Raw genomic sequence first — 25,539 nt, 5'->3', positions numbered from 1 at the left:
CTGCGACTTGCGGCGGCAACGCTTACGCGAGATAGTCGCCGCACCGTATCCTTGCCTGGCCCTTGATGTCCGAATCCCCCCGTGGCGCCCGAGGCGTCCAAATCGCCGCCTGGCTACTGACCGGCGGTGCCCTGCTTGCAGTGCTGCTGCTGCACCTCTTGCCCGCGCTTTTCGCTGGCCTGCTCGTCTTTGAACTTGTCGCGCTGCTCACACCGGTGCTGGCGCGCGCGATTCCGAACCAGAAGGCCAAGCTGGTGGCCGTCACCCTGCTTTCCGTCGTCGTCGTCGCGGCGCTGGTCGGCAGCGGCTTTGCTTTGGCGAGAGTACTGGGGCAGGAGGTTGGCAGTGCTGCCGGCTTGTTCCGCAAGCTCGCCACCTTGCTCGAAGATGTGCGCGGCGTGTTCCCGCCGTGGCTGCTCGCCTACCTGCCGGCCGACCCGGATGCGCTGGAACACGCCACCGGCAAGTGGCTCGCCGCCCACGCCACGCAACTGCAAAGCGCCGGCACGGCGTTTGGCCGCGGCTTCGTCAAAGCCCTGGTAGGCATGGTGATCGGCGCGATGCTGGCGTTGCATGAGGTGCAGCCCAACCAGCCGGGCGGCCCACTGTCCCGTGCGCTGCGTGAATGCGCCACCCACCTCGCGACCGCATTTCGCCGCGTGGTGTTCGCCCAGGTGTGGATCTCGGCGATCAACACCACCTTCACCGGCATCTTCCTGATAGTCGTGCTACCGCTCTGCGGCATTCACCTACCCCTGCTCAAGACGATGTTGGCAATCACCTTCCTCGCCGGCTTGCTGCCTGTGATCGGCAACCTGATTTCCAACTCGCTGATCACTTTCATCGGCCTGTCGATTTCGGTCAAGGTCGGTGCAGCGGCGCTGCTCTACCTGATCTTGATCCACAAGCTGGAATACTTCCTCAATGCGCGGATCGTCGGCGGCCACATCAACGCCCGCGCCTGGGAGTTGCTGATTGCAATGCTGGCGTTCGAGTCCGCCTTCGGACTTGCCGGGCTGGTGGCCGCGCCGGTTTACTATGCGTACGTAAAGGACGAACTGCGCCGCCACGGACAGATCTGAGCCCATCAGCACCATGCCAACGAAACGCGCTAACGCATGATCGACGTTCCAACCCTGCTTGCCGTGCTGTCACTCGATTGCCTGGTGATCGCGGCGACCGTCTTCGCGACGCGTGTCGGCCGCATGCAGCACGGACAAGCGAGTTGGGTCCTTGCACTGCTGACGCAATCCGCGGCCATGTTGCTGTTCATTGCAATGGCGCTGACACCGCCCGGCATGGCGACGATCGTCGCCAACATGGTGCTGCTCTCGGCGAGTCTTTCCCTGTTCGCCGCGTCGATGGCCGCCTTTGCCGAGCGGCCGCTGCCAAGGCTCCTGCTGGTGCTGCCGCCGGTGTTGCTGGGCATCCAGCACGCCATCTACGCCGACGATTTCATCACGCGTGCGCTGGCCTCGAACGCCGTGCTGGCGTTTCAGCTGGCCCTTTGCGCATGGCCGCTGATGCGCACCAGCGACACCGGATCGGCCCGCTACCGCTGGATGGTGCTCGGCAGCTTTGTGCTCGGCAGCGTATCGACGCTGCTGCGTCTGGCCGAGCTGTTGGTGGCGCCGGAGCGGCTGCCCGACCTGAGCGTGGGCGAACCGATCAACGCGATGAGCTTCCTGCTTAACCATGTGAATCTGATCGTCGGCAACCTCGGCATCGCGCTGATGCACCGTGAGCGGAGCCGCGCCAATGCCGAACGGCTGGTTGCGCGGGATGCGCTGACCGAACTTTTCAACCGACGCAGTTTCACGCAGCAGGCTGCGCGCGAATTACTGCGCGCGGAGCGCGGCGGCCAGCCTGTCTCGGTGCTGGTGGTCGACCCCGATCACTTCCGCCAGATCAATGCACGCTTTGGCCCACTGGCCGGTGACCGGGTGTTGTGCCAGCTCGCGCATGACATCACCACGACGCTGCGCGGCCAGGATCTCTGCGCACGCATCAGCGCCGACGAATTCGCGGTGCTGCTGCCGGATACATCGCTAGAAGGCGCGGCCGTACTGGCCGAGCGCATGCGAGTGCAGTGCGGCGCGCAGCCGGTGGGGCCGGACCTGGTGCATTTCACCGTCAGCATCGGCGTTGCCGAAGCGCTGCTGGGCGAACGCGACCCGGCGCCGTTGCTGGCGCGTGCGCAAACGGCCCTTGCACAGGCCAAGCAGGCCGGCCGCAACCGCGTTGCACGCGCAGAGGTGGCAGTATGAAGCTCCACGCCCTGACTCTTCTGATCGCGAACATCACCACGGTTGCCGGCATCGTCATCGCGCTGCTCTTCTTGCGTGACAGCCTGCGCCGCGACGAAGCGCTTCGGCAGTGGCTGATCGGCTGCGTCGCCTTGGGCCTCGGCCTGACGGCTTTCACGCTGCAGCCAGCCCTGCCGACGCTGCCGGGCATCGCACTGGCCAACCTGCTGACCTACGGTGGCATCGCGACGCTGCTTGCCGCCCTGCTTTCGCTCAGCGGGCGACGCGCGCCAATCGTGTTGCTGGGTTTGCCGATCGTCGCGCTCACCGCCGCGCAGGTGCTGCAACCGGACGACGCGGACTCGCGTCGCCTGCTCAGCGCAATCGTCGGCGTGGCGCTGTTCCTGGCCGGCGCAGTCGTCGCGCTGCAACCGGTTCCCGGCGCTTCACGGCGCACCCGTGCGGTGCTGGCGGCCAGCCTGCTGCTCGGCGCCATCGCGTTCGCGATGCGCATCGTCGCGGTATTGCGCCCGATGCTGGCAGGCGACCCGTCGATCACGTTGGACGTAAGCCACGGCTTGTTCCTGATTGCCTGCCTGCTCGCAAGCAGCTTCGCAATGGTGCTGGTTCACCTCGAACGCGAGGGCGAGCAGAGCCATCGCCTCGCGACACTCGATCCACAGACCGGCAGTTACAACCGCCACACCCTGCTGCAGCTTGGGCAGCGCGAACTGGCACGCGCGCAGCGCCGCGAGCGCCCGCTGAGCGTGCTGATGATGAAGGTGGATGACCCCGCTGGCGGACAACCCACCCGCAGCCCACAGGACGACGAGCGCACCGTACTGCACCTGGCAGAACTGGTGGCCGGCACCCTGCAACGCCAGGATCTCTTTGGGCGTTTCGGCAGTGCGGAATTCTGTGCCGTACTGCCGGATACGGCGCTCGACGGCGCCCACCAAGTGGCGGAACGCCTGCGGATTCGCGCCGAGACGGTTTCCGGCACCGAATGCGGTGTGCCTTACACGCTCACGTTGAGCGCCGCTGAGCGGCTGCCCAACGAGTTGTCCTTCCTGCAGCTCTCGGCGCGGGCCGACGCTTCGCTGCACGGCGCCAACGCGCCGAACCAGATCGTCGATGCACACGACGGCGCCCCGATGACCCGGGCAAACGTGAGCTTCACGACGGGCTGACGGCCCTCGCCGCCAACCCGCTCATGCGCTGAGGGTCAGTGCGTTGCGACCGCAGCCGCAGGTGTGCTCACCGCCTTGTGCGGCGGATGCGGGTGCCAGCCCACCACCGTCAGCATCACAGCAAATCCGACAACATAGGCCGCCGCCACAAACCAGCCGTGGCGCAGCCAGTTGCCCACTGAGCGGGCCTGCGGAAACTGGCTCGATAAGGCCACGCCGGCCGATGAACCAAACCACAGCATCGAACCGCCAAAGCCGACCGCGTACGCGAGCACGCCCCAATCGTAGCCACCCTGACGCAAGGCCAGCGCGGTGAGCGGAATGTTGTCGAACACCGCAGACACGAAGCCGAGGCCGAACGCCGTTTGCCACGAGGCGAGCGGCAGCTTTTCGACCGGCATCAGCGACGCGCAGCTGACGAGCGAGAGCAGGAAGATCGTGCCTTTGAAGGTCTCGGGCATGATTTCCCAATCCGGTCGCCGCAGGCCTGCCGTGAGCAGCAGCACGATCCACACCGCGAGGCCGATCACCGGCAATTGATCCGCGAGGCCGGGGAGACTGACGTTTGCGATGATGTTGGCGATGATCGCCGCGGCCAGGATCGCCGACACGATCGCCGTACGAATCCAGTCAATATGCGTGTGCTCGTGCGCATTCTTGATGATCGGCGAATAACGTTGTTGCTGGATCGCAGCCGGGATGCCGCACACGACCAAGGCCACGCCTGCCGCCGTGTAGGCATGCAGCACATCGTACGGCGCCACGCCGTCGATCCACATCATCGTCGTGGTCGTGTCACCAACCACCGAGCCGGAACCACCCGCGTTCGAAGCCGCGACGATGGCCGCCAGGTAGCCCACATGCACACGCCCGCGGAAAAGCTGGTGCGCCATCGCACCACCGATCAAAGCGGCGGCGATATTGTCGAGAAAGCTGGAGATCACGAACACCATGATCAGCATCACGAAGCCGCCCTTCCAGTCGTCGGGCAGGATCGCCGGCAACACCACCGGTACCCGCGTCTTCTCGAAGTGGCGCGCCAGCAGCGCGAAGCCCATCAGCAGCAGGAACAGGTTGGCGAGCGTCACCCACTCATGCGCGAAGTGCATGCCGAGGCCCGGCATGCCGTCACCAAACTTGAAACCGGTGAAGAGCAGCTTGTACGCCACGATCGTGACGAGGCCGGTCAGCGCGACTTTCAGGGTGTGATCGTGAAACAGCGCGACGCCCAGCAGCGTGAGCGCGAAGAGTACGAAATCCAGCGGAATCGGCCCGAACAGAACGCCGTCTGCGGCAAACGCCGCGGCAGGCGCTGCGAGCAGGGTCAGGGGGGCTGATAGTTTCAGCAGGCGTCGGCCTGTGGTGGCGTGATTCACGACTTACTCCCTTTTGATATTGTTCTTCGTCCGGCGATGCCGCGGCTGATCGCCTTTTCAATGCCTACGACCGCACTGATGCTCAGCGCCGCTAGTGAGATCTCCCCCCAACTCCTGGCGTCGATCGCGACACTGCCAAAGGCCGACTGCATCGGCGCCGTGTGCGTAAATATGAGCTGCAAGGCGGCCATGGTGAGGATGCCAACCCACACCCACGGATTCGAAAACACACCAACGCGCCACCATGCCTGTCTCAACGAACGGCAATTAAGCACATAGACCATCTCACCGAGGACGAAGACGTTAACCGCAGTGGTCCGCGCATACTCGACACTTCGCCCGAACGCCAACTCCCGCTCAAATTGCCAGAACGCGGCAGCCACAAGCAGAGAGCCAACCAGGACAATGCGCGCCGTCAACGCACGCGTCAGGATGGGCTCGCCGGGCGGCCTCGGTGCTCGCGCCATCACGTCGCTCTCGATCGGCTCAAATGCAAGCGTAAGCCCAAGGAGCAGCGCAGTACTCATGTTGATCCACAGGATCTGCAGCGGCGTGATCGGCAGCGTGACGCCGGCCAGCACGGCGACCAGAACGATGACGCCCTCGGCGAAGTTGGTTGGCAGGGTCCAGACAATGAATTTGAGAAGATTGTCGTAAACCCCACGGCCTTCTTCGACTGCGGCCTCGATGGATGCGAAGTTGTCGTCGGTCAGCACCATGTCGGACGACTCTTTTGCAACGTCCGTGCCACCCCGCCCCATCGCCACGCCAATGTCGGCCTGCCGCAGGGCCGGCGCATCGTTCACGCCATCGCCCGTCATCGCGACTACATCGCCGCGCGCCTGCAAGGCCTCAACCAGCCGCAGCTTCTGTTCCGGTTCGACACGGGCGAATACCGACACCTCACCCGCGACGGCGCGCAAGGCTTCTGCATCCAGCGCTGCCAGCTCTCGCCCGGTCATCACCCGCGGCGTCTTTGCGCCGATACCGATTGCGCCGGCGATGCCGGCGGCGGTCGCGGCATGGTCGCCCGTGATCATCACGACACGGATGCCAGCCGCCTTGCAACGCGCCACCGCCTGCTCGGCTTCGCCACGTGGGGGGTCCACCATGCCCTGCAACCCAAGGAACACCCAATCATCGCCAAGTGAATCGCGCATCAGCGGCGCCGCACCGCCCGGGCGGTAGGCGAAGGCCAGCACACGCATACCGCGCGAGGCCATCTCATCGGCCGCCGCATGAATCGCTACGCTGTCCAGCGGCACCGGCACGCCGTGTGCGTCCAGCGCGAGGCGGCAGTGCGCCAGGACACGCTCCAGTGCGCCCTTGACCCACAGCCGTACGCCTTCCGGGCCGGTGTTGAGGGTCGCCATGTACTGATAGCGCGCATCGAAGGGCAGTTCATCGAGCCTTTCGTGTCGCGCGCGCTGGGCATCGACGTCGAGCCCACCGCGCAGCGCAGCGAGCAGCAAGGCCCACTCGGTCGGGTCGCCGCTGAATACCCACTGGCCGTCTTCGCGCCGCATCTGCGCGTCGTTGCACAGCACGCCGGCGAGTAGCAGCGGATGCAGCGCGCGGTTCTCGGTGGGCGCCGCGCCGGACGGGCGAATCTCCCCCTCCTCCGCTCCGCCTGCCCCATGCAGGGTGTAGCCAAAGCCGCCGACCAGCAACTCGGTGACCGTCATGCGGTTCTGCGTCAGCGTGCCCGTCTTGTCCGAACAGATCACCGTGACGCTGCCGAGCGTTTCCACCGCCGGCAGGCGACGAATCACCGCCGCACGCCGAGCCATGCGGCCCACCCCGATCGCGAGCGTGATCGTCAGCGCGGCGGGCAAGCCCTCCGGAATCGCACCGACGGCGAGCGCCACGGCGGCCATCAGCATGTCCTGCACCGACTCGCCACGCAGCAGGCCTACGGCGAACGTCAGCGCTGCGAGCGCGAGGATGATCCACAGCATGACGTTGGAGAACACGGCCAAGCGGCGCGTGAGCGGTGTTGCGATCAGCGGCGCTGCATCGATCAAAGCGGCGATGCGGCCAAGTTCGGTGCGGCCGGCGGTGGCGACCACCAGGCCGGTCGCGGTGCCCTGGAGCACCAGCGTGCCGGCGTAGGCCATGCAATGACGCTCGACCAGCGCGGCATCTTCGGCCACCGCGATCGCTGCCTTCGCGACCGGCAGCGATTCGCCCGTCAGCATTGCCTCATCCACGACCAGATCGCGCACTTTCAGCAGCCGCAGATCGGCCGGTACGCGATCGCCCGCCTCCAGCAGCACAATGTCACCGGCTACCAGCCCGGACGAGTCAATGCGCAGCCGCTCGCCCCCGCGCAGCACGCCGGCGAGCGCCGAGACCTGCCGTGCCAGCGCTGCAATCGCCGAATGCGCGCGCGCCTCCTGCACCGCACCAACCACCGCGTTGATCAGCACCACGAGGAAGATCACGCTCGCGTCCACCCACTCGCGCAGCAGGAGGGCCAGCACGCCGGAGCCGAGCAGGATGTAGATCAGCGGCTCGCGCAGTTGCGACAGGAAACGCTCGATGAAACGCTTGGGCGGTTTCCCGCGCAACTGGTTCGGGCCGTCCGCGGCAAGGCGGCGCACCACCTCGTCGGACGACAAGCCATTAGCAGTGTCGGCGCCCAGTGCAGCAACGCATTCGTCCGGCGAAATGGCGTGCCACAGGCGGGTCATCACGCAACCCGGCTCACCGGCTCGCCGCGCAGGAAAGCATCCACATGGGCCACGGCGGTGTTCGCGAGGCGCTGCATTGCGTCGGCCGAAGCCCAGGCCATATGCGGCGTGACGATCAGATTCGGGATATCGGGCGCGAGCAAGGGGTGATCCGCGGGCGGTGGCTCCTGCGACAGCACGTCGGTAGCCGCGCCGGCAATCCGGCCCTCTCGAAGCGCGGTGGCCAAGGCCAGCTCATCGACCAGCCCGCCGCGTGCGGTGTTGATCAGCACCGCCGATGGCTTCATGCGCGCGAACTCTGCGGCGCCGAACAGCTTGCGGGTCTGCTCGTTCAACGGGCAGTGCAGCGACACGACATCCGCGATCGCCAGCGCTTCGTTGAAAGCGGTATAACCGGGCCGCACATCGACAGCCCCTTTGCGCTCCACCTGCAGGACCCGCATGCCAAGCGCCGCAGCGCGCCGTGCCAGCCCCTCACCAAGGGAGCCGTGGCCAAGAATTGCGAGCACGGCGCCGTTCAGGTCGGCCACCGGACGGTCGAAGAGCCCGAAGCTTGCGCCACGCGACCAACGCCCGCTGCGAACATCCTCGACGTACGCGAGCAGATTGCGCCGCAGCGCCATCATCAACAGCAAGGCATGCTCGGGCACCGTGTCAGCGGCATAGTCGCGCACATTGCTGACGACAACGCCCTGCGCGCGGCAGGCAGCCAGATCGACGTTATCGGTGCCGGTGGCGGAAACGGAAATCATCCGCAGATCCGGCAGTTGGGCCAGTACCGCAGCGCTGAGCACGGTCTTGTTGATCAGCGCCACCTGAGCACCGGCCAGGCGTTCGACGACCTCGGTCGCAGCGGTACGCGCGTGGTCGCGCCACTCATGCGGTGTGTTGGGTCGCGGGATCACGACCGGCAACGAGGCGGACTCGAGGGAGACAACGATAGGTAGCGGCATGGCGAACGTCCTTGGTGGCAACAGCGCGTCGCGGCGCATGCGCCGGGCGTTCGACGCGCCGAGCAGATCAGTTCGAACTTTACTCCAATGCGATTTCACAGGGCGAAACATCCCGCATTGCGATATGATCAACCGTATTCCAGAACAAAGATCCAATGCACCGTGGCTGCCGAAGAACCTAAAGCCTCCTCGATCCAGGTCATCGAACGGATGATGAATCTGCTCGATACGCTGGCGAAACACCCCGACCCGATCGCGCTGAAGCAACTCGCGGCCGAGACCGGGCTGCACCCGTCCACCGCACATCGCATCCTCGCCGCGATGACGGCGCGCGGTTTCGTGGAGCGGGTGGACGCCGGGGTCTACCGGCTCGGCATCCGTCTGCTGCAACTGGGCAACGTGGTCAAATCGCGCATCTCGGTTCGAGAAACGGCGGTCGATGCAATGCAACGACTCCATCTCGCCACGGGCGAGAGCGTGAACCTCGGCATGCGCGACGGTGACGACATCGTCTACGTGGAGCGCACCTCAAGCGGCCGCTCCGCCGTGCGCGTGGTGCATATCGTTGGCGCGCGCGCGCCCCTGCACACCACCGCCACCGGCAAGCTCTTCCTCGCGGAAGAGAGCGCCAGCCGTGTTGCCGAATACGCACGCCGCACCGGCTTGCCGCCTTCCACGCCGGCATCGATCACGACACTGCCGGCGCTTGAAAAGGAACTTGAGCGCGTGCGCCGTCATGGCGTCGCGTATGACATGGACGAAGTGGAGAACGGCGTCCGCTGTATCGCCGCGGGCATTCGCGACGATTCGGGTGAGCTGATCGCGGGCCTTTCGCTCTCTACCCCTGCCGACCGTTTCAACCCCGACTGGGCGCCGCTGGTCCGCGATACCGCGGAAGAAATCTCGGCTACGCTCGGTTATCTGAAGATCGACAGCACGCCGGCCGCCCGTGCAACACGCGAACAGCGTCGCTGAGCATCGTCAGGCTGCACAACAAAAAAGCGCGCCTCGGCGCGCTTTTTCTTTTGCGAAGGTGTCGATCAACCGGCGGGAATACGGGCAACGCCCTGATGCGCGATGGCACTTTCGACCCAGCGCTTGATCCGCTGGGCATCGGCGACACGGGTGAACTTGCCAACCGAGTCGAGCAGCACGATCACCATCGGCTTCTCCGCCAGCCAAGCCTGCATCACCAGGCAACGGCCCGCCTCGTTGATGAAACCGGTCTTCGAAACACCAATCTGCCAATCCGGACTGCGCACCAGCGCATTGGTGTTGCGGAAAGTCTGCTCGCGCCCACGGATCGGCAGGGTCTCTTCGTCGTCCGTCGAGAACTGGCGAATCAGCGGATAGTGCGATGCGGCCGTCACCATCTTCGCCAGGTCGCGCGCCGACGACACGTTCTGCGGGTTGAGGCCGGTGGAATCGTGGAAGACGGTTTCCGAGAGCCCCAGCGCCTGCGCCTTGCGATTCATCGCGAACACGAAGGCATTGATACCGCCCGGATAGTTGCGACCGAGCGAGGCGGCGGCGCGGTTCTCCGACGACATCAGCGCGAGGTGGATCATCTCCTCGCGGGTGAGTTCGGTTCCGACCACCAGGCGCGACGTGGTGTTCTTCAGCTTGTCGGTGTCCTCGTCCGTCACGGTGAGGGTTTCCGACAACGACAACTTTGCATCCAGCACGACCATCGCCGTCATCAGCTTCGTGATCGAAGCGATCGGCACAACGGACTCGGCGTTGCGTTCGAGCAGGACTTTGCCGGTGCCGAGGTCCTGCACCATGAACGCGTTGGATTGCAGCAACGGATTGCCTTCGCGATCCACGCTGACCGACACCGCACGCACCGGCGCCGTCCGCGCCGATTTCATGTCGCGATACAACGCTTTCGCCGGACTGACGCGTTTCCCCTTCTTGCTGCTGACCGATGCTTTGACGGTATGGCTGCGATGGCTCGACGACGCCTTGGTCGCCGATTTCTTGGCGTGCGTCTTCGACTGGGATTCTTTCGCCTGCGCGGGCATCGCCGCGATTGCTGCCGCCAATAACAGCGCGGTAATCAGCTTGATCTTCTTCATTACTTCTCCCCATCCGGCGGCAGGCTGGCCGGACTCACTTCTAGATAGCCGGATTCTAACAATTTCTCCAGCAGATTAAGACGATAGCTCACTCATTTCAGACTGAATCTCAAGATTCTGTTCGGGCGTCATGGCGCCAAAACCACTCGCGCGCTGGCGCGTCTCCAGCTTCACCGCCGATGGATCCAAGCGCAGGAAGCGGATCAGATCGGCCCGCCGCATCATCGCATCGCGATAGCCGAGGTCAATCAGTGCGCGCGTGTAGGACCGCTCGAACAGCAGATAGGACAACACCGTCGAACCGGACCGGCCGCCAGCCCCCACCCCGCGCAGCATGATCCTCATCGGGCGCGGCAGGGCACGGAAATGCCGGGCGGCCAGATAGTCGAGCCGCTCCGAAGGAGAGATCACGAGCGTTTCGATCGGTTTGAGCGGAATCCCGAGTTCCTCCCGCAAACCCGGCGGGATCTTGCCGACCGTAGCGTTGATGCGATCGAGTCGTTCGAGATCCACCGCGAGTCCGTCGAGGAAGATCGACGACAAGGCATGGCCCGCGATCTGCGCCGGCGTTGGATAGCGGTCACCGCGCGCGCGGCGGGTTTCGTCCTTCGCGCGCCCCGCACCCACAACAAGAATGCGAGTCGCGCCCAGATGCACCGCGGGTGACACCGGCGCGAGCTGGCGCATCGAACCATCGCCAAAGAATTCGCGGTTGATCTTGATTGCCGGGAACACGAACGGAATCGCGCTGGAAGCCATCAGGTGCTCGACACCCAGCCGCGCCGGCACCCCGACACGCGCAGCGCGCCGCCAGGGCGACACTTCGCGGGCAGCCTCGTAAAACGTCAGGCTCTCGCCGGTCGCATAGCCCGAGCAGGTCACGCTGAGCGCATACAAGGCGCCGCTGTCGATTGCCCGGCCAATGCCGGCGAAATCAAGCCGTGACGAGAGCAGTTCGCGCAGCGGTTGGTTGTCCAGCATGGACTTGGGGCCTCGCCGCAACAACCAGCCCCACAGCAAGGTGCCGCCCCATGCCAGGGCAGACTTGGTGACCGCCAGCGCGTCGGCGCGATACACATGGTGCGCATGGAAATTGCGCCAGATCCACGCAAGCCGGCGCACGCTGGCGTCGAAGTTGTCGGCATATGAAGCCAGCGCCGCCGCGTTGATAGCACCGGCGGAAGTGCCGCAGAGAATCGGAAACGGATTGGCCTTGCTGCGCCCGGTCAGTTCGCGAATCGCCCACAGCACGCCGACCTGGTAAGCCGCGCGCGCGCCACCTCCCGTCAGAACCAGAGCCGCCCGGTCTTCCATGCCACCTCCCTGGCCCCATGGCCTCTGAGAGGATTTGCGGCATTGGGTGGCGCGAGCTTTAGCGCCGTCGTGCCACCCAGTGCGGCAAAGTTAGCGGCTTCGGTGCTGCCCCGCCTCCACTACAGTCAGTGCCGTCATGTTGACGATGCGGCGCACCGTCGCCGTTGGCGTAAGGATGTGCACCGGTTTCGCCGAGCCCAACAGGATCGGGCCCACGGTCATGCCATCGCCCGCGGCTGTCTTCAGCAGGTTGAAGGCGATGTTCGCGGCATCCAGGGTCGGGAAGATCAGCAGGTTGGCATCCTCGCGCATCCTCGCGTTGGGAAACACCTGCAAGCGGATACCCGCATCCAGCGCCGCATCGCCATGCATCTCCCCCTCCACCGCGAGACCGGGATGGCGCTCGTGCAGCAGCGCCAGCGCACGGCGCATCTTCTCGGCCGTCGGCGTGTCGTCCGTGCCGAAACTCGAATGCGACAACAACGCGACGCGCGGCTGGATACCGAAGCGCCGCACTTCTTCCGCCGCCAGACAAGTCATCTCGACGAGCTGTTCGACGCTCGGGTCGTAGTTGATGTAGGTGTCGCACAGGAAAACCGTTCGCCCCGGCAGCGCGAGCAGGTTCATCGCATAGCAACTGCCAACGCCTTCGGCGCGGCCAAGCACCGTCTCGACGAATTTCAGGTGCACCTGGTGCAGCCCCGAGGTACCGCAGATCAGGCCATCCGCATAGCCAAACTTGAGCATAAGGGCGCCAATCAATGTCGCGCGGCGGCGCACTTCGCGCTTCGCGTACTCAACCGAGACGCCACGCCGCTCCATCAGCGCGTGGTAGTGCGTCCACAACTCGCGATAGCGCGGGTCATCGTCCTGATTGACCATCTCGAAGTCGAGTTCCGGCCGCAGGCGCAGCCCGAAACGCTCGATGTAACGCGCAATGACCTCGGGGCGCCCGATCAGAATCGGCCGCGCAAGCCCTTCATCCACCACGGTCTGCACGGCACGCAGCACACGTTCCGACTCGCCTTCGGCAAAGATAATGCGTTTCGGCGCGAGTTTCGCGGCGGCGAATACCGGCTTCATGATCAGGCCGGACTGCCACACGAAATTGTTCAGGCTCTGCCGGTAGGCCTCCCAATCGGTGATCGGCCGGGTCGCGACACCCGAGTCCATCGCCGCCTGAGCCACCGCGGGCGCAATCTTCACGATCAGCCGCGGATCGAAAGGCTTCGGGATGATGTATTCGGGGCCGAAACCCGCCACCTTCTCACCGTAGGCAGCGGCGACGATATCGCTCTGCTCGGCGCGCGTCAGTTCGGCAATCGCCCGCACCGCGGCGAGTTTCATCTCGTCGGTGATCGTTGTCGCGCCGACATCGAGCGCGCCGCGGAAGATGAACGGGAAGCAGAGAACGTTGTTCACCTGGTTCGGATAGTCCGAACGGCCGGTCGCGATGATTGCGTCGTCACGCACCGACTTGACCTGCTCCGGCAAGATCTCGGGCGTCGGATTCGCCAACGCCAGGATCACCGGGTTGGGCGCCATCTTCGCCACCATCTCCGGCTTGAGCACACCGCCCGCCGACAGGCCCAGAAATACGTCAGCGCCTTCGATCACCTCGGCGAGGGTCCGGGCATCCGTCTTCTTCGCAAAGCGGTCCTTCACCGGGTCCATCAGAACCGGGCGTCCCTCGTAGACCACCCCTTCGATGTCGGTCACCCAGATGTGCTCCACCGGGATCCCCAACATCACCAGCAGATCGAGGCACGCGAGGGCGGCAGCGCCCGCACCCGAGGTCACCAGCTTGATCTTCGACAAATCCTTGCCAAGCAGGTGCAGCCCGTTGAGCAGCGCGGCACCCACGACGATTGCAGTGCCGTGCTGGTCATCATGGAAGACCGGAATGTTCATTCGCTTGCGCAGTTCGCGCTCGATGTAGAAGCACTCGGGCGCCTTGATGTCTTCGAGATTGATACCGCCGAAAGTCGGCTCCAGCGATGCGATGGTCTCGATCAGCTTGTCCGGATCCGGCTGTGAAAACTCGAGATCGAATACATCAATGCCGGCGAACTTCTTGAACAGCACCGCCTTGCCTTCCATCACCGGCTTTGCGGCGAGTGGCCCGATGTTGCCGAGCCCGAGCACCGCGGTGCCATTGGTCACCACACCGATCAGGTTGCCACGCGCCGTCAGCGTGCTCGCCTCCGCCGGATCGGCGACGATCGCATCACAGGCGGCCGCAACACCGGGCGAATAGGCAAGCGACAAATCCTGCTGGTTGGTCAGCGCCTTGGTCGGCGTCACTGCAATCTTGCCGGGGCGTCCGGCGCGGTGATATTCGAGTGCAGCGGCTTTCAGGCGGTCGTCCATCGGGTTCTCCCTGGGCAGGATTGAGTCGCGCCGGCGACAAAATCCGGGTTGTTCGAGTTCGCGGCAGGATTCTAGTTGCCAGCGACACTGGGTGAAGTACGTAGTTGTGCTGATCAGACCCGCGGCGTAGACTTCAAACAACTGTTCAAGCAGAACTTCCAACCCGCACACCCGAAAAACAATAGTTTTCGTGCGGGTGCTCCAGCGTCGTTTCTCTCCTCCCACCGACGCCGGGCCACGGTCGGATCCCCTCCGAGGGGGCCGAGCGTGTCATCGAACACGTGGTAACCAGGAGAGACTCATGACTACACGCCTTCCCGAAGCGGCGCTCAGTTCAGCGCCTGCCTTCGTCCGCCATGCCCGCCTCAAACAATGGGTGGCCGAAGTTGCCGCCCTTACCCAACCCGATCGGATCATGTGGTGCGATGGCTCCGAAGAGGAGTCCGCCCGCCTGTGCGACGAGATGGTCGAAGCGGGCCAGATGATCCGGCTGAATCCCGCCAAGCGGCCGAATTCCTTCCTCGCGTGGTCCGACCCGTCCGACGTGGCGCGGGTTGAAGACCGCACCTACATCTGCAGCTCCGACCCGCACGACGCAGGCCCGACCAACAACTGGGAATCGCCGGAGAAGATGAAGGCGACGCTCAAGGGCCTCTTCAGCGGTTGCATGCGTGGCCGCACGCTGTACGTGATTCCTTTCTCGATGGGGCCGCTCGGCAGCCCGATTGCGCAGATTGGCGTCGAGATCTCCGACTCCCCCTACGTGGTGGTGAACATGCGGATCATGACCCGCATGGGGCGCGCGGTTTACGACGTACTCGGCGACAACGGCGATTTCGTGCCGTGCCTGCATTCAATCGGCGCACCGCTCGAACCCAGCCAGAAGGATTCTCGCTGGCCGTGCAACCCGACCACGAAGTACATCTGCCACTTCCCGGAAACGCGCGAGATCTGGTCGTACGGTTCCGGCTACGGCGGCAATGCGCTGCTCGGCAAGAAGTGCTTTGCACTGCGTATCGCATCGACGATGGCGCGTGACGAAGGCTGGCTGGCCGAGCACATGCTGATTCTTGGCGTCGAGAACCCGCAAGGCGAGAAGACCTACGTGGCGGCGGCCTTCCCGTCCGCCTGCGGCAAGACCAACTTCGCCATGCTGATCCCGCCAGAAGGTTTCGACGGCTGGAAGGTGACCACGGTGGGCGACGACATCGCATGGATCAAGCCCGGGCCCGATGGCCGGCTCTATGCGATCAACCCGGAGGCCGGCTACTTCGGCGTCGCACCCGGCACCAACGAGAAGACCAATCGCAACGCAATGGCGACCCTGCACGCGAACGTGATCTTCACGAACGTGGCACTCACCGACGATGGCGACGTGTGGTGGGAAGGCATGAGCAAGGAAGTGCCGCAGCACCTGATCGACTGGACGGGTCAGGACTGGACGCCCGATTGCGGCCGCAAGGCAGCGCATCCGAACTCGCGCTTCACCGCGCCCGCCGGACAATGCCCCTCAATTGATGCTGACTGGGAGAACCCCAAAGGCGTGCCGATCTCGGCCTTCGTGTTTGGTGGCCGCCGCGCAACAACGGTGCCGCTGGTGTACCAGGCCTTCAACTGGAACTTCGGTGTCTACATGGCTGCGACGCTGGGCTCCGAGACCACCGCAGCCGCGTTTGGCCAGCAAGGCGTGGTGCGACGCGATCCATTCGCGATGCTGCCGTTCTGCGGCTACCACATGGGCGACTACTTCAACCATTGGCTGAAGATCGGCCACACGGTCGAACACACGCCGCACATCTTCTGCGTCAACTGGTTCCGCATGAACGAAAACGGCGACTTCATGTGGCCAGGCTTCGGCGACAACATGCGGGTCCTCAAGTGGATCGTCGATCGCTCCAAAGGCGCGGTGGGTGCACGCGAAACGGCGCTCGGCTGGATGCCGAAGTTCGAAGACATCCAGTGGTCCGGCCTGGGCATCAAACGCGAAGAGTTCGAGGCACTCACAGCAATCGATGCGCGTGCCTGGCGCAGCGAACTCGGCCTGCACAAGGAATGGTTCGACAAGCTTGGCGCACGCCTGCCGCGCACACTGGCGCTGCAGCGCGAATTGTTCGAGGAAGCCATCGGAAGCTGAATCGGACTTGTCGATAAAAGCGCCGCCCTTGGGCGGCGCTTTTTCATTGTCTTGGCGGGCGGCGTAAAGTACGGCCATGTCCGAATACACTCAGCCCCTGTGCGCCGGCCCGCTTGCGGCACGCGCGCGCGAAATCGAGCCCTTCCATGTCATGGAGCTTCTTGCGCGCGCGCAAACGCTTGAAGCCAGCGGGCGAGACATCATCCACATGGAGGTCGGAGAGCCGGACTTCCCCACGCCGGCGCCCGTAATCGAGGCAGCGCAACGCTTCCTTACGCAAGGACAGGTTCGCTACACGCCCGCGCTCGGCCTGCCAGCGTTGCGCAACGCGATTTCCACTTACTACGCCACGCGATTCGGCGTCACCGTCCCCGCGTCGCGCATCATCGTCACCGCAGGGGCATCCGGCGCGCTGCTGCTCGCCGTGGCCGCACTGACCCAACCGGGCGACAGCTGGCTGGTGCCAGATCCCGGCTACCCCTGTAACCGCCATTTCGTGCGCGCCTTCGAAGGTGTCGCACAGGCGCTGCCGGTACTCGCACGCGACGCGTTCCAGCCAACGCTGGCGCAGGTCAATCAAGCCTGGGGCCCCACGACGCGAGGCCTGATGGTCGCGAGCCCATCCAACCCCACAGGGACGCTGATATCGCCCGCAGCGCTCGAACAGCTTGCCGGCTTTGTTGCGGAACGCCAGGGTGCGCTGATCGTCGATGAGATCTACCAAGGTTTGAGCTACGGTATTGCGCCGACCACTGCGCTCGCAAGCCGTCACCCGTGCTTCGTCATCAACAGCTTCTCGAAGTACTTCGGAATGACCGGCTGGCGGCTCGGCTGGCTCGTCGCGCCCGAGGCGTATGTGCGCGACCTGGAGAAGCTCGCGCAGCACTTTTTCATCAGCCCATCCACGCCGGCGCAGCACGCCGCGCTCGCCGCGTTCTCCCCGGAGACGATCGAGATCCTTGAGCAACGGCGGATGGCGTTCGCCAGCCGACGCGATGTGCTCTGCTCGGGTCTTCGGGAGCTCGGTTTTGTCGTGCCCGCAGATCCCGCCGGCGCGTTCTATGTGTATGCCGACGTGAGCGCACACGCGCAAGACAGCACGGCGTTCGCGCACCACCTGCTCGAAACGACGGGCGTTGCCGCTACCCCTGGCATCGATTTCGGCCAGCAATCGCCTGAACGCTGGCTGCGCTTCGCCTACACCACGGATGAAGCACGCATCGAGGAGGCGCTCGCACGCATGCGCCAGGTTCTGGCCTGAGCGGAGAACACTGCCGACCGTGATCAGGAGGCCATAAAGCAGAACGCCGGCACAAGGCCGGCGTTCTGTGTGGGGTCTTGCCGAGCAGACATTACTTCGCTAGCGCAAGCTTGGCGCCCTGCCGCATCGCCAGTTGCAGGCGTTGCTTTTCGGCGATCACCTTGTTGGCGTAGCCCTCGGCCGGATCATCGGCCGCACCACCGTACTGTTGCAACCCCGCGGTCAGCGAACCGTTGCGGCGGATGTACTCCTTGAGCACTTGGGCGCCGACGCGAATGTTCTCGGTCGGATCAAGCAGTGGAGCGTCGCCCGCCTTCTCATCGAACTTGTCCTGATGGAAACGCGGCACGATCTGCATCAGTCCCTGCGCACCGAACGGACTCTCGGCAAACGGGTTGAAGCTCGACTCAATACCCATCACCGCGACGATCAGCAGCGGGTCAAGCCCGACAGACTGCCCAACCTTCTGTGCCGACACGATCAGCGGCTCAACGGCCGCACGTGCCACTTTGTAACGACGGGCGAGATACTCGGTCACGCGTTCCATTTCAGGCGACAGACGATCCGGATGCTCAGGATCGACGACAACCTGGTCCTGCTCCACTGCAACAAGATCAGCTGGCGACAGCGAATCTTCCGCAGCGACGCTCGCCTCGGCATGGCCGAACAGGTTGTTGAGCGGCAAACCACTCAAACCCTGATCGAATACGCGCATGCCAAACACGACTGTCACCACCAAGCCCGCTACGAGCAGGCTGCCATGGGCGAAGTGCAGAACAAATGTACCGACGTGCCGGGCTGCTACCGCGACGCGAGTTGCGTAGATCATCATTCCTCCTCTGAGGCTCTGTCGGCAAACTCGCCCGTTCGGTCTGACGGACACGCAGACACGCCGGCACCCAAGCTCGTCTGGCTCGGTGTGATTCCGGTGATTCCGTGTTGTCAGCGCGCGGGCGACACCGCGCAAAGTGGTCAAGGGTCGATCGAGGTGAACCGCCGCAACCAGACGACTCACCGACTAAAAAACGCGAAGAACTGCTTGGAACGAAACAGAAGCTGGCGGTCTGTTCGCTTCGCTGAAAGAACTACTGCGATATATCGATCGCAACCAGACGAAGCGCAGTCTATTGATTCGATTCGATTTTGTCAATCCTGCGCCGATCCGCGCCCAGCAAGGACAATGACATCCGACTAATCGTAAACCATTGGCAAGCGCGTGTCCTGGACACACGTCACGGTAAGAACCAATAAAAAAGGCACGTGCAAGCACGTGCCTTCTTGCAACACAAACAGCCCGTATCAGGACGGACGCGAACCAGTCGGGAACGGCCAGGCAGCTGTCGGATTCAACGAAGACTTCAGCCCCGGCGTCGCTGCCGTGGAGGGCTTGGCTTCGGCTGCGGGCTGCGCCTCGGCAGGCTTGGCTGCGTCGGCCGACGAGGCCTCGGCGGCTTTCGCCGGTTCGGCCGGCTTCGCAGCCTCAGTGGCAGGCGCTGGCGCCACCGGCTTGGCGGCTTTCTTCGCTGCCGGCTTTTTCACCGCCGGTTTTTTCTCAGCGGGCTTCTTCTCTGCGGCCGGCTTGGCAGCCTCAGGCTTTGCAGCCTCAGCCTTCGGCGCGGCGGGCTTGGCCGCTGCAGCCTTCTTCGCTGCGGGCTTCGCTGCCGCTTTCTTGGCTGCCGGCTTGGCAGCACCTTCAACCGCCTTCGCTACGGCCTTTTCTGCCTTGGCGACGACCTTGGTGACAGCCTTCTTCACTTCTGTTGCCTTGCTGGCCGCCTTCTTGGCGACTTTCTCGACGGCCTTCTCAGCCTTCGCGACCACTTTTTTTGCGGCGGTCACTTTCTTGGCGGCGGTTTTCTTGACCGCTTTCTCGGCCTTCGCTACAGCCTTCTTCACGGTCGCGGCGGCGCCTGCAGCCTTCTTGACAGGCTTGGCTGCCGGCTTGGCTGCAACCTTCTTGGCCGCGGGCTTCGCTGCCGGTTTCGCCGCAGCCTTGGGGGCGGCCTTGGGCGCAGCCTTCTTCGCTGCGGGCTTGGCTGCGGGCTTGGTGGCCTTCGCAGCCGCCTTCGGCGCGGCCTTCGGAGCCGGCTTCGCAGCAACCTTCTTCGCAGCCGGTTTAGCGGCAGCCTTGGCGACAGTCGCCTTCTTAGCGGCGGGCTTGGCTGCAGCCTTAGGCGCGGCCTTGGTCGCGACCGGACGCTTGATCGTGGTCTTGCGCTCGGTGACCTTCGCGGCGGGCTTTGCCGCTGCGGTCTTCTTGGCTGCGGGCTTAGCGACCGCAGTCTTCTTCGCTGCCGGCTTGGCGACAGCGGCCTTCTTGGCAGCCGGCTTCGCCGCAACAGCTTTCTTGGCCGCAGGCTTTGCCGCCGGCTTGGCAGCAGTCGCCTTCTTGGCGGCGGGCTTGGCGGCAGCCTTTGCAGCGGGCTTGCCCGCAGCTTTCGCAGCCGGTTTTGCCGCGGCTTTGGTAGCAACTTTCTTTGCGGCGGGCTTGGCGGCGGCCTTGGGGGCCGCTGCCTTCTTCACCGCCGGCTTGGCTGCGGGTTTGGCGGCAGCTTTTTTCGCCGCCGGCTTTGCGGCGGCCTTCGGGGCCGCCGCCTTCTTGGTCTTGTCACTGCTTTTTGCTGTTGCCATGTCACCCTCCATCGTAGCGTCGTGGGTCAGTCATTGCGCACGTCACCACGCGTGTGTGGCGCGCCGCTGCCGCACTGAAGTGCGGCGTTTGGAAAAAACCGTACAGCCAATCCGGAACGGAGGAGGACACCTGGCGACTTAATCCCAACTCAGCGCCCCTCCCGTCTGGTACTCGATCACCCGCGTCTCGAAGAAGTTGCGCTCCTTCTTCAAGTCGATCATTTCGCTCATCCAGGGGAACGGATTTTCCGCGCCCGGATAGATCGCATCGAGGCCAATCTGCTGGCAACGGCGATTAGCGATGAATCGCAGGTACTCCTTGAACATCGACGCGTTCAGACCCAGCACGCCGCGCGGCATGGTGTCTTCGGCATAGCGGTATTCGAGCTCGACGCCACGCTGCATGAGCGTGCGGATCTCGTCGCGAAACGCCGGCGTCCACAAGTGTGGATTCTCGAGTTTGATGGTGTTGATGAGGTCGATGCCGAAATTGCAGTGCATCGACTCGTCACGAAGAATGTACTGGTACTGCTCGGCAGCGCCGGTCATCTTGTTCTGGCGGCCCAGCGCAAGAATCTGCGCAAAGCCAACGTAGAAGAAGAGCCCTTCCATGATGCAGGCGAAGACGATCAGCGAACGCAACAACTGCTGATCTGCTTCAGGCGTGCCGGTCTTGAAATTCGGATCGGTGAGTGTCTCGATGAACGGGATCAGGAACTCGTCCTTCGCACGGATCGTCGGGATCTCGTGATAGGCGTTGAAGATCTCGCCCTCGTCGAGTCCGAGCGACTCGACGATGTATTGGTAAGCATGCGTGTGGATCGCCTCTTCGAAGGCCTGGCGCAGCAGAAACTGGCGGCACTCCGGTGCGGTGATGTGGCGATAGGTGCCCAGCACGATGTTGTTGGCGGCAAGCGAATCGGCAGTGACAAAGAACCCGAGGTTGCGCTTGACGATACGCCGCTCGTCCTCGGTGAGACCGTTCGGGTCCTTCCATAGCGCGATGTCGCGCGCCATGTTCACCTCTTGCGGCATCCAGTGATTCGCGCAGGTCGCGAGGTACTTCTCCCACGCCCACTTGTACTTGAACGGAACGAGTTGATTGACGTCGGTCGCACCGTTGATGACGCGCTTGTCTGCGACGTTAATCCGACGCGCTTCGTCATGCGTTGCCACCGAAGACGATACCCCTGCCTCAGCCACGCGGGGCTGGGTGCGATTTGCAGAAATGAGGTCGTCGTCAAAATTCAGCATGCCAATATCCTTTAGTTCAATTTTCCGATTCGATCAACAAAATTCTGCAAGCAGATGATTCGCGGAGAAGCCCGGCTGGCGCGGCTTTCCGCGAAGTCGTGCGTCACCCGAAACAGATCGCTCCGCGGAAACCCGCATGAATGCTCGCTCTCCGGACGACGCCCTGAAAGCCTTGCTGCGTGCGCCTCTCCAAGAAGCGTTGTTGCAAAGAGCAAACACACTGCGCAGCAATCGCACGATTTTTTCGACAGCGCGACGAAAGTTCACTCGCGACAAAACCTCGATGCAGATGCACGGCAATGCGCAACGATCCGGTGATGCGCCGCGCGACATGTCGGTCGCGCGGCGTGCCTCAATCACCGCAATGCGTCGTTACTGACAGGCTTCGCAATCAGGGTTGTCGATGCTGCAGAACTTGGCGGGCTCCGACACCGCCTCGGCTGCTGCGGCGCTCACACCACCGCTCACTGGCACGGCATTCAACTCGCCGCCACGACCGGTCGATTTCTCCGCCGACGTGGCACCCAATGCGCGCAGGTAGTAGGTCGTCTTCAGGCCACGCAACCAGGCGAGCTTGTAGGTTTCATCGAGCTTGCGGCCCGATGCGCCGGCCATGTAGATGTTGAGTGACTGCGCCTGATCGATCCATTTCGCGCGCCGCGCGGCGCATTCGACGATCCACTTCGGCTCGACCTCGAACGCGGTGGCGTAGAGCCGGCGCAGCTCGTCCGGAATGCGATCGATCTTCGCGAGCGAACCGTCGAAGTACTTGAGGTCGGCGACCATCACCTCATCCCACAGGCCGAGCTTCTTCAGGTCGCGGACCAGTGACTCGTTGGCGATCGTGAACTCGCCCGAGAGGTTCGATTTGACGTAGAGGTTCTGGTAGGTCGGCTCGATGCAGGCGTCGACGCCGATGATGTTTGAGATCGTCGCCGTGGGCGCGATCGCCACGCAGTTGGAGTTGCGCATGCCCACCTCGCCAATGCGGCGCCGCAGCGCATCCCAGTCGAGCGTGCTGGAGGTGTCGACTTCCAGGTAGCCGCCCCGTTCTTCGGCCAGCAGCTTGAGGCTGTCGAGCGGCAGGATGCCACGGTCCCACAGCGAGCCACGGAAGCTCGAATAACGGCCCCGCTCCTCGGCCAGATCGGTCGATGCCCAGTAGGCGTAGTAGCACACCGCTTCCATCGAACGATCGGCGAACGCGATGGCATCTTCAGACGCATACGGGATGCGCTTGGCGTGCAGGCAGTCTTGGAAGCCCATGATGCCGAGGCCGACCGGGCGGTGCTTAAGGTTCGAGTTACGCGCCTTGCCAACCGCGTAGTAGTTGATGTCGACCACGTTGTCGAGCATCCGCATCGCGGTGCGGATGGTGCGGCGCAGCTTGTCGTGATCGAGCTCGCCATCCTTGCCCAGGTGCGCGAGCAGGTTCACCGAGCCGAGGTTGCAGACTGCGATCTCGGTGTCCGAGGTGTTCAGCGTGATCTCGGTGCAGAGGTTGCTCGAATGCACCACGCCGACATGCTGCTGCGGCGAGCGGATGTTGCACGGGTCCTTGAAGGTGATCCACGGATGCCCGGTCTCGAACAGCATCGTCAGCATCTTGCGCCACAGCTGCAGCGCCGGCATGCGACGGAACAGCTTGATGTCGCCACGGTCCGCACGGCGCTCGTACTCGACGTAGGCTTCTTCAAAGGCACGGCCGAACTTGTCGTGCAGATCGGGCACATCAGAGGGCGAGAACAGCGTCCACTCGGCACCTTCCATGACCCGCTTCATGAACAGATCCGGAATCCAGTTCGCAGTGTTCATGTCGTGCGTGCGGCGGCGGTCGTCGCCGGTGTTCTTGCGCAGCTCGAGGAACTCCTCAATATCGAGGTGCCAGGTTTCGAGATACGCGCAGACCGCGCCCTTGCGCTTGCCGCCCTGGTTGACCGCGACTGCAGTGTCGTTCACCACCTTGAGGAAGGGGATCACGCCCTGGCTCTTGCCGTTGGTGCCCTTGATACGTGCACCGAGTGCGCGCACCGGCGTCCAGTCGTTGCCGAGGCCTCCTGCGAACTTCTGCAGCAGCGCGTTTTCCTTGATGGCCTGGTAGATGTCGTCGAGGCTGTCATCCACGGTGGTCAGGTAGCAGGACGAGAGCTGGGAGTGCAGCGTGCCAGCGTTGAACAGCGTGGGCGTCGAGCTCATGAAGTCGAACTGCGAGAGCACGTTGTAGAACTCGATCGCACGCGCCTCACGGTCGATCTCGCCCAGCGCCAGGCCCATCGCGACACGCATGAAGAAGACCTGCGGCAGCTCGATACGACGCTCTTCGATATGCAGGAAGTAGCGGTCGTAGAGCGTCTGCAGGCCGAGGTAGCCGAACTTCAGGTCACGGTCGGCGACGATCGCTGCGCCCAAGCGCGCGAGGTCGAACTGCGCGAGCTTCGGGTCGAGCAGTTCAGCCTCGATACCCAGCTTCACGTAGCGCGGGAAATACTCCGCGTAGCGCGTGGCCATTGCAGCGTGGGCAACTTCCTCGCCCAGCACCTCGTCGCGAATCACATGCAGTTGCAGCCGTGCGGTGACGTAGTCGTAGGCCGGTTCCTTCTCGATCAGCGTGCGGGCGGCGAGGATCAGCGCCTTGCGCACTTCGTCCAAAGGCACGCCGTCGTAAAGGTTGCGCAGTGCGCCTTCGAGGATCGCCTCGGGCTGCACCTGCTCGCCTAGGCCGGCGCAGGCGGCCGCAACCAGATCGGCCAGCTCGGCGCGGTCCAGCGGCCTGCGTTCGCCGCGGTGCGTGACATGCAACGCCGCGGCCGGCGGCGTTGCCTTCGCCTTCTGCGCACGCTCGGCAGCGCGCTTTTCGCGGTACAGCACATAGGCGCGCGCGACGTCGTGCTCGCCCGAGCGCATCAGCGCAAGTTCGACCTGATCCTGGATGTCTTCGATGTGGAAGGTGCCGCCGTGCGGCTGGCGACGCACCAGTGCACGCACGACCTGTTCGGTGAGGCTGCCGACCACCTCGCGCACCCGTGCCGAGACGGCGCCATGAGAACCCTCGACGGCGAGGAAGGCCTTGGTGACCGCAACCGCAATCTTGGACGGCTCGAATCCGACCACCGCTCCGTTACGGCGAATGATCTTGTAATCGGCATAGCGTTCCGCCTCGCTGGCGGCATCATGCGGCAGCGCGGATAGCGCCGGGTTGGCGACCGCTTCGTTGGCGATGACCTGCATCGATCTCTCCTGTTGTCGGGGTTGCCTGGAAAACTGCTCCGGCAGCGCACTCGGTTATTGACCTACTAGATCTAGTATGACGATCCATATACGCGACTAATTCTAGTTACCTCACCCCATTTCATGCAAGAAACAAAATTGTCGCGATGCGACAAGAACCAGCACCGTGCGGGCCTCAAACGCTGCAGCCATGAGGCGTGTAAAGCCCTCGCGCGGCGCGATAAAACGGCGAACAAAATGGGTAATCAGCGCAGAAGCGTGGCGAGCAACGGCCAGTCGAAGAAGGGACCGGGGTCTGTCTTGCGCCCAGGGGCAATGTCGCAATGCCCGGCGATGTCGCTGATCGGATGGCGCCGTACGATGGCACGGATCAGCTCTGCCAAGGCGGGGTACTGCGCTGCGTCGAAGGGCTGCGTGTCGCTGCCTTCAAGCTCGATACCGATCGAAAAATCATTACAGCGTTCGCGGCCACCCCAGCTCGATACACCTGCGTGCCATGCGCGCTGGATGGTCGGCACGAACTGCTCGATGCAGCCGTCTCGCCGAATCAGGAAATGTGATGACACGCGGAGATGGTGAATGCCCGCATAGTACGGATGGGCGAGTGGGTCGAGGCAGTTGGTGAACAACTGCTCTACGCCCGGACCACCGAAGCACTCCGGGGGCAGGCTGATCGCATGGATGACGATCAGATCGATGGTGCAGCCCGCCGGGCGGGCGTCAAAATTGGGCGACGCGACGAAGCGCGCATCGGGAAGAAAACCCTCCGCATCGATGCCCTTCAGCGTCGGCTTGGCGGGGGTCGGTGAAC

18 protein-coding genes are annotated in these 25,539 nt (G+C 63.9%); 7 read left to right on the top strand and 11 right to left on the bottom strand.

From position 1 onward, the window contains the following. Positions 1-65: 65 nt before the first annotated feature. From HH302_RS01450 to HH302_RS01440, 3 genes are read left to right on the top strand one after another with little or no spacing between them, the layout of a single operon-like run. On the top strand, positions 66-1,082 hold the full coding sequence (locus HH302_RS01450) for an AI-2E family transporter (protein WP_172197094.1): 1,017 nt from the start codon (positions 66-68) through the stop codon (positions 1,080-1,082). A 36-nt stretch (positions 1,083-1,118) separates the two neighbouring features. After that, entirely contained in the window at positions 1,119-2,267 is a 1,149-nt protein-coding gene (locus tag HH302_RS01445) for a diguanylate cyclase (protein ID WP_172197091.1), read from the top strand. Then, positions 2,264-3,436: a GGDEF domain-containing protein gene (locus HH302_RS01440; RefSeq protein WP_172197088.1), complete on the top strand. Its 1,173-nt coding sequence runs from the start codon at positions 2,264-2,266 to the stop codon at positions 3,434-3,436. Before HH302_RS01445 ends, HH302_RS01440 begins: the two co-directional genes overlap by 4 nt. A 35-nt stretch (positions 3,437-3,471) precedes the next feature. On the opposite strand, the gene HH302_RS01435 is transcribed toward HH302_RS01440, so the two are convergent. From HH302_RS01435 to HH302_RS01425, 3 genes are read right to left on the bottom strand one after another with little or no spacing between them, the layout of a single operon-like run. Continuing rightward, positions 3,472-4,812, bottom strand: coding sequence for a citrate transporter (locus tag HH302_RS01435; RefSeq protein ID WP_371814542.1), 1,341 nt, complete (start codon positions 4,810-4,812; stop codon positions 3,472-3,474). Further along, on the bottom strand, positions 4,809-7,505 hold the full coding sequence (locus HH302_RS01430) for an HAD-IC family P-type ATPase (RefSeq protein ID WP_172197085.1): 2,697 nt from the start codon (positions 7,503-7,505) through the stop codon (positions 4,809-4,811). Before HH302_RS01430 ends, HH302_RS01435 begins: the two co-directional genes overlap by 4 nt. Then, complete coding sequence (locus HH302_RS01425; RefSeq protein ID WP_172197082.1) at positions 7,505-8,458, bottom strand: D-2-hydroxyacid dehydrogenase; 954 nt, start codon at positions 8,456-8,458, stop codon at positions 7,505-7,507. The genes HH302_RS01430 and HH302_RS01425 overlap by 1 nt, the downstream gene beginning before the upstream one ends. A gap of 210 nt (positions 8,459-8,668) precedes the next feature. On the opposite strand from HH302_RS01425, the gene HH302_RS01420 reads away from it, so the two are divergent. Next, on the top strand, positions 8,669-9,433 hold the full coding sequence (locus HH302_RS01420; RefSeq protein ID WP_172200603.1) for an IclR family transcriptional regulator: 765 nt from the start codon (positions 8,669-8,671) through the stop codon (positions 9,431-9,433). Positions 9,434-9,498: 65 nt separating this feature from the next. Here the strand turns inward: HH302_RS01420 and pbpG are convergent, their stop codons facing one another. From pbpG to HH302_RS01405, 3 genes are all read right to left on the bottom strand, one after another. Next, positions 9,499-10,536 carry a D-alanyl-D-alanine endopeptidase gene (pbpG, locus tag HH302_RS01415; RefSeq protein WP_172197079.1) on the bottom strand — a complete coding sequence of 346 codons (1,038 nt, stop codon included), beginning with the start codon at positions 10,534-10,536 and terminating at the stop codon, positions 9,499-9,501. A 75-nt stretch (positions 10,537-10,611) separates the two neighbouring features. After that, positions 10,612-11,850, bottom strand: coding sequence for a patatin-like phospholipase family protein (locus HH302_RS01410; RefSeq protein ID WP_172197076.1), 1,239 nt, complete (start codon positions 11,848-11,850; stop codon positions 10,612-10,614). 90 nt (positions 11,851-11,940) lie between these two features. After that, a complete protein-coding gene (locus HH302_RS01405; RefSeq protein ID WP_172197073.1) occupies positions 11,941-14,220 on the bottom strand; it encodes an NADP-dependent malic enzyme in 2,280 nt (759 codons plus the stop codon). A gap of 301 nt (positions 14,221-14,521) precedes the next feature. On the opposite strand from HH302_RS01405, the gene HH302_RS01400 reads away from it, so the two are divergent. Together HH302_RS01400 and HH302_RS01395 are read left to right on the top strand one after the other, a co-directional pair. After that, a complete protein-coding gene (locus HH302_RS01400; protein ID WP_172197070.1) occupies positions 14,522-16,354 on the top strand; it encodes a phosphoenolpyruvate carboxykinase (GTP) in 1,833 nt (610 codons plus the stop codon). 76 nt (positions 16,355-16,430) lie between these two features. Beyond that, complete coding sequence (locus HH302_RS01395) at positions 16,431-17,615, top strand: pyridoxal phosphate-dependent aminotransferase (protein WP_172197067.1); 1,185 nt, start codon at positions 16,431-16,433, stop codon at positions 17,613-17,615. Positions 17,616-17,706: 91 nt separating this feature from the next. On the opposite strand, the gene HH302_RS01390 is transcribed toward HH302_RS01395, so the two are convergent. The 3 genes from HH302_RS01390 to HH302_RS01380 all read right to left on the bottom strand — a co-directional run bounded on the left by HH302_RS01390 (position 17,707) and on the right by HH302_RS01380 (position 21,500). Then, a complete protein-coding gene (locus tag HH302_RS01390; RefSeq protein ID WP_172197064.1) occupies positions 17,707-18,444 on the bottom strand; it encodes a transglycosylase SLT domain-containing protein in 738 nt (245 codons plus the stop codon). A gap of 470 nt (positions 18,445-18,914) precedes the next feature. Further along, positions 18,915-20,246 (bottom strand): hypothetical protein, encoded by a 1,332-nt coding sequence (locus HH302_RS01385; RefSeq protein ID WP_172197061.1) that lies wholly within the window; start codon positions 20,244-20,246, stop codon positions 18,915-18,917. Between the two features lie 138 nt (positions 20,247-20,384). After that, on the bottom strand, positions 20,385-21,500 hold the full coding sequence (locus HH302_RS01380) for a ribonucleotide-diphosphate reductase subunit beta (RefSeq protein ID WP_172197058.1): 1,116 nt from the start codon (positions 21,498-21,500) through the stop codon (positions 20,385-20,387). Positions 21,501-21,636: 136 nt separating this feature from the next. On the opposite strand from HH302_RS01380, the gene HH302_RS01375 reads away from it, so the two are divergent. Then, complete coding sequence (locus tag HH302_RS01375; RefSeq protein WP_172197055.1) at positions 21,637-21,879, top strand: hypothetical protein; 243 nt, start codon at positions 21,637-21,639, stop codon at positions 21,877-21,879. Here the strand turns inward: HH302_RS01375 and HH302_RS01370 are convergent. Both HH302_RS01370 and ampD read right to left on the bottom strand, forming a co-directional pair. Then, on the bottom strand, positions 21,873-24,728 hold the full coding sequence (locus HH302_RS01370) for a ribonucleoside-diphosphate reductase subunit alpha (RefSeq protein ID WP_172197052.1): 2,856 nt from the start codon (positions 24,726-24,728) through the stop codon (positions 21,873-21,875). The genes HH302_RS01375 and HH302_RS01370 overlap by 7 nt on opposite strands. 245 nt (positions 24,729-24,973) lie before the next feature. Then, positions 24,974-25,504 (bottom strand): 1,6-anhydro-N-acetylmuramyl-L-alanine amidase AmpD, encoded by a 531-nt coding sequence (gene ampD, locus HH302_RS01365; protein WP_206256520.1) that lies wholly within the window; start codon positions 25,502-25,504, stop codon positions 24,974-24,976. Positions 25,505-25,539 lie beyond the last annotated feature (35 nt).

This window comes from Niveibacterium sp. COAC-50 (assembly GCF_013184235.1).
GTDB lineage: Bacteria > Pseudomonadota > Gammaproteobacteria > Burkholderiales > Rhodocyclaceae > Niveibacterium > Niveibacterium microcysteis.
This window is presented reverse-complemented; position numbering and strand designations above follow the sequence as displayed.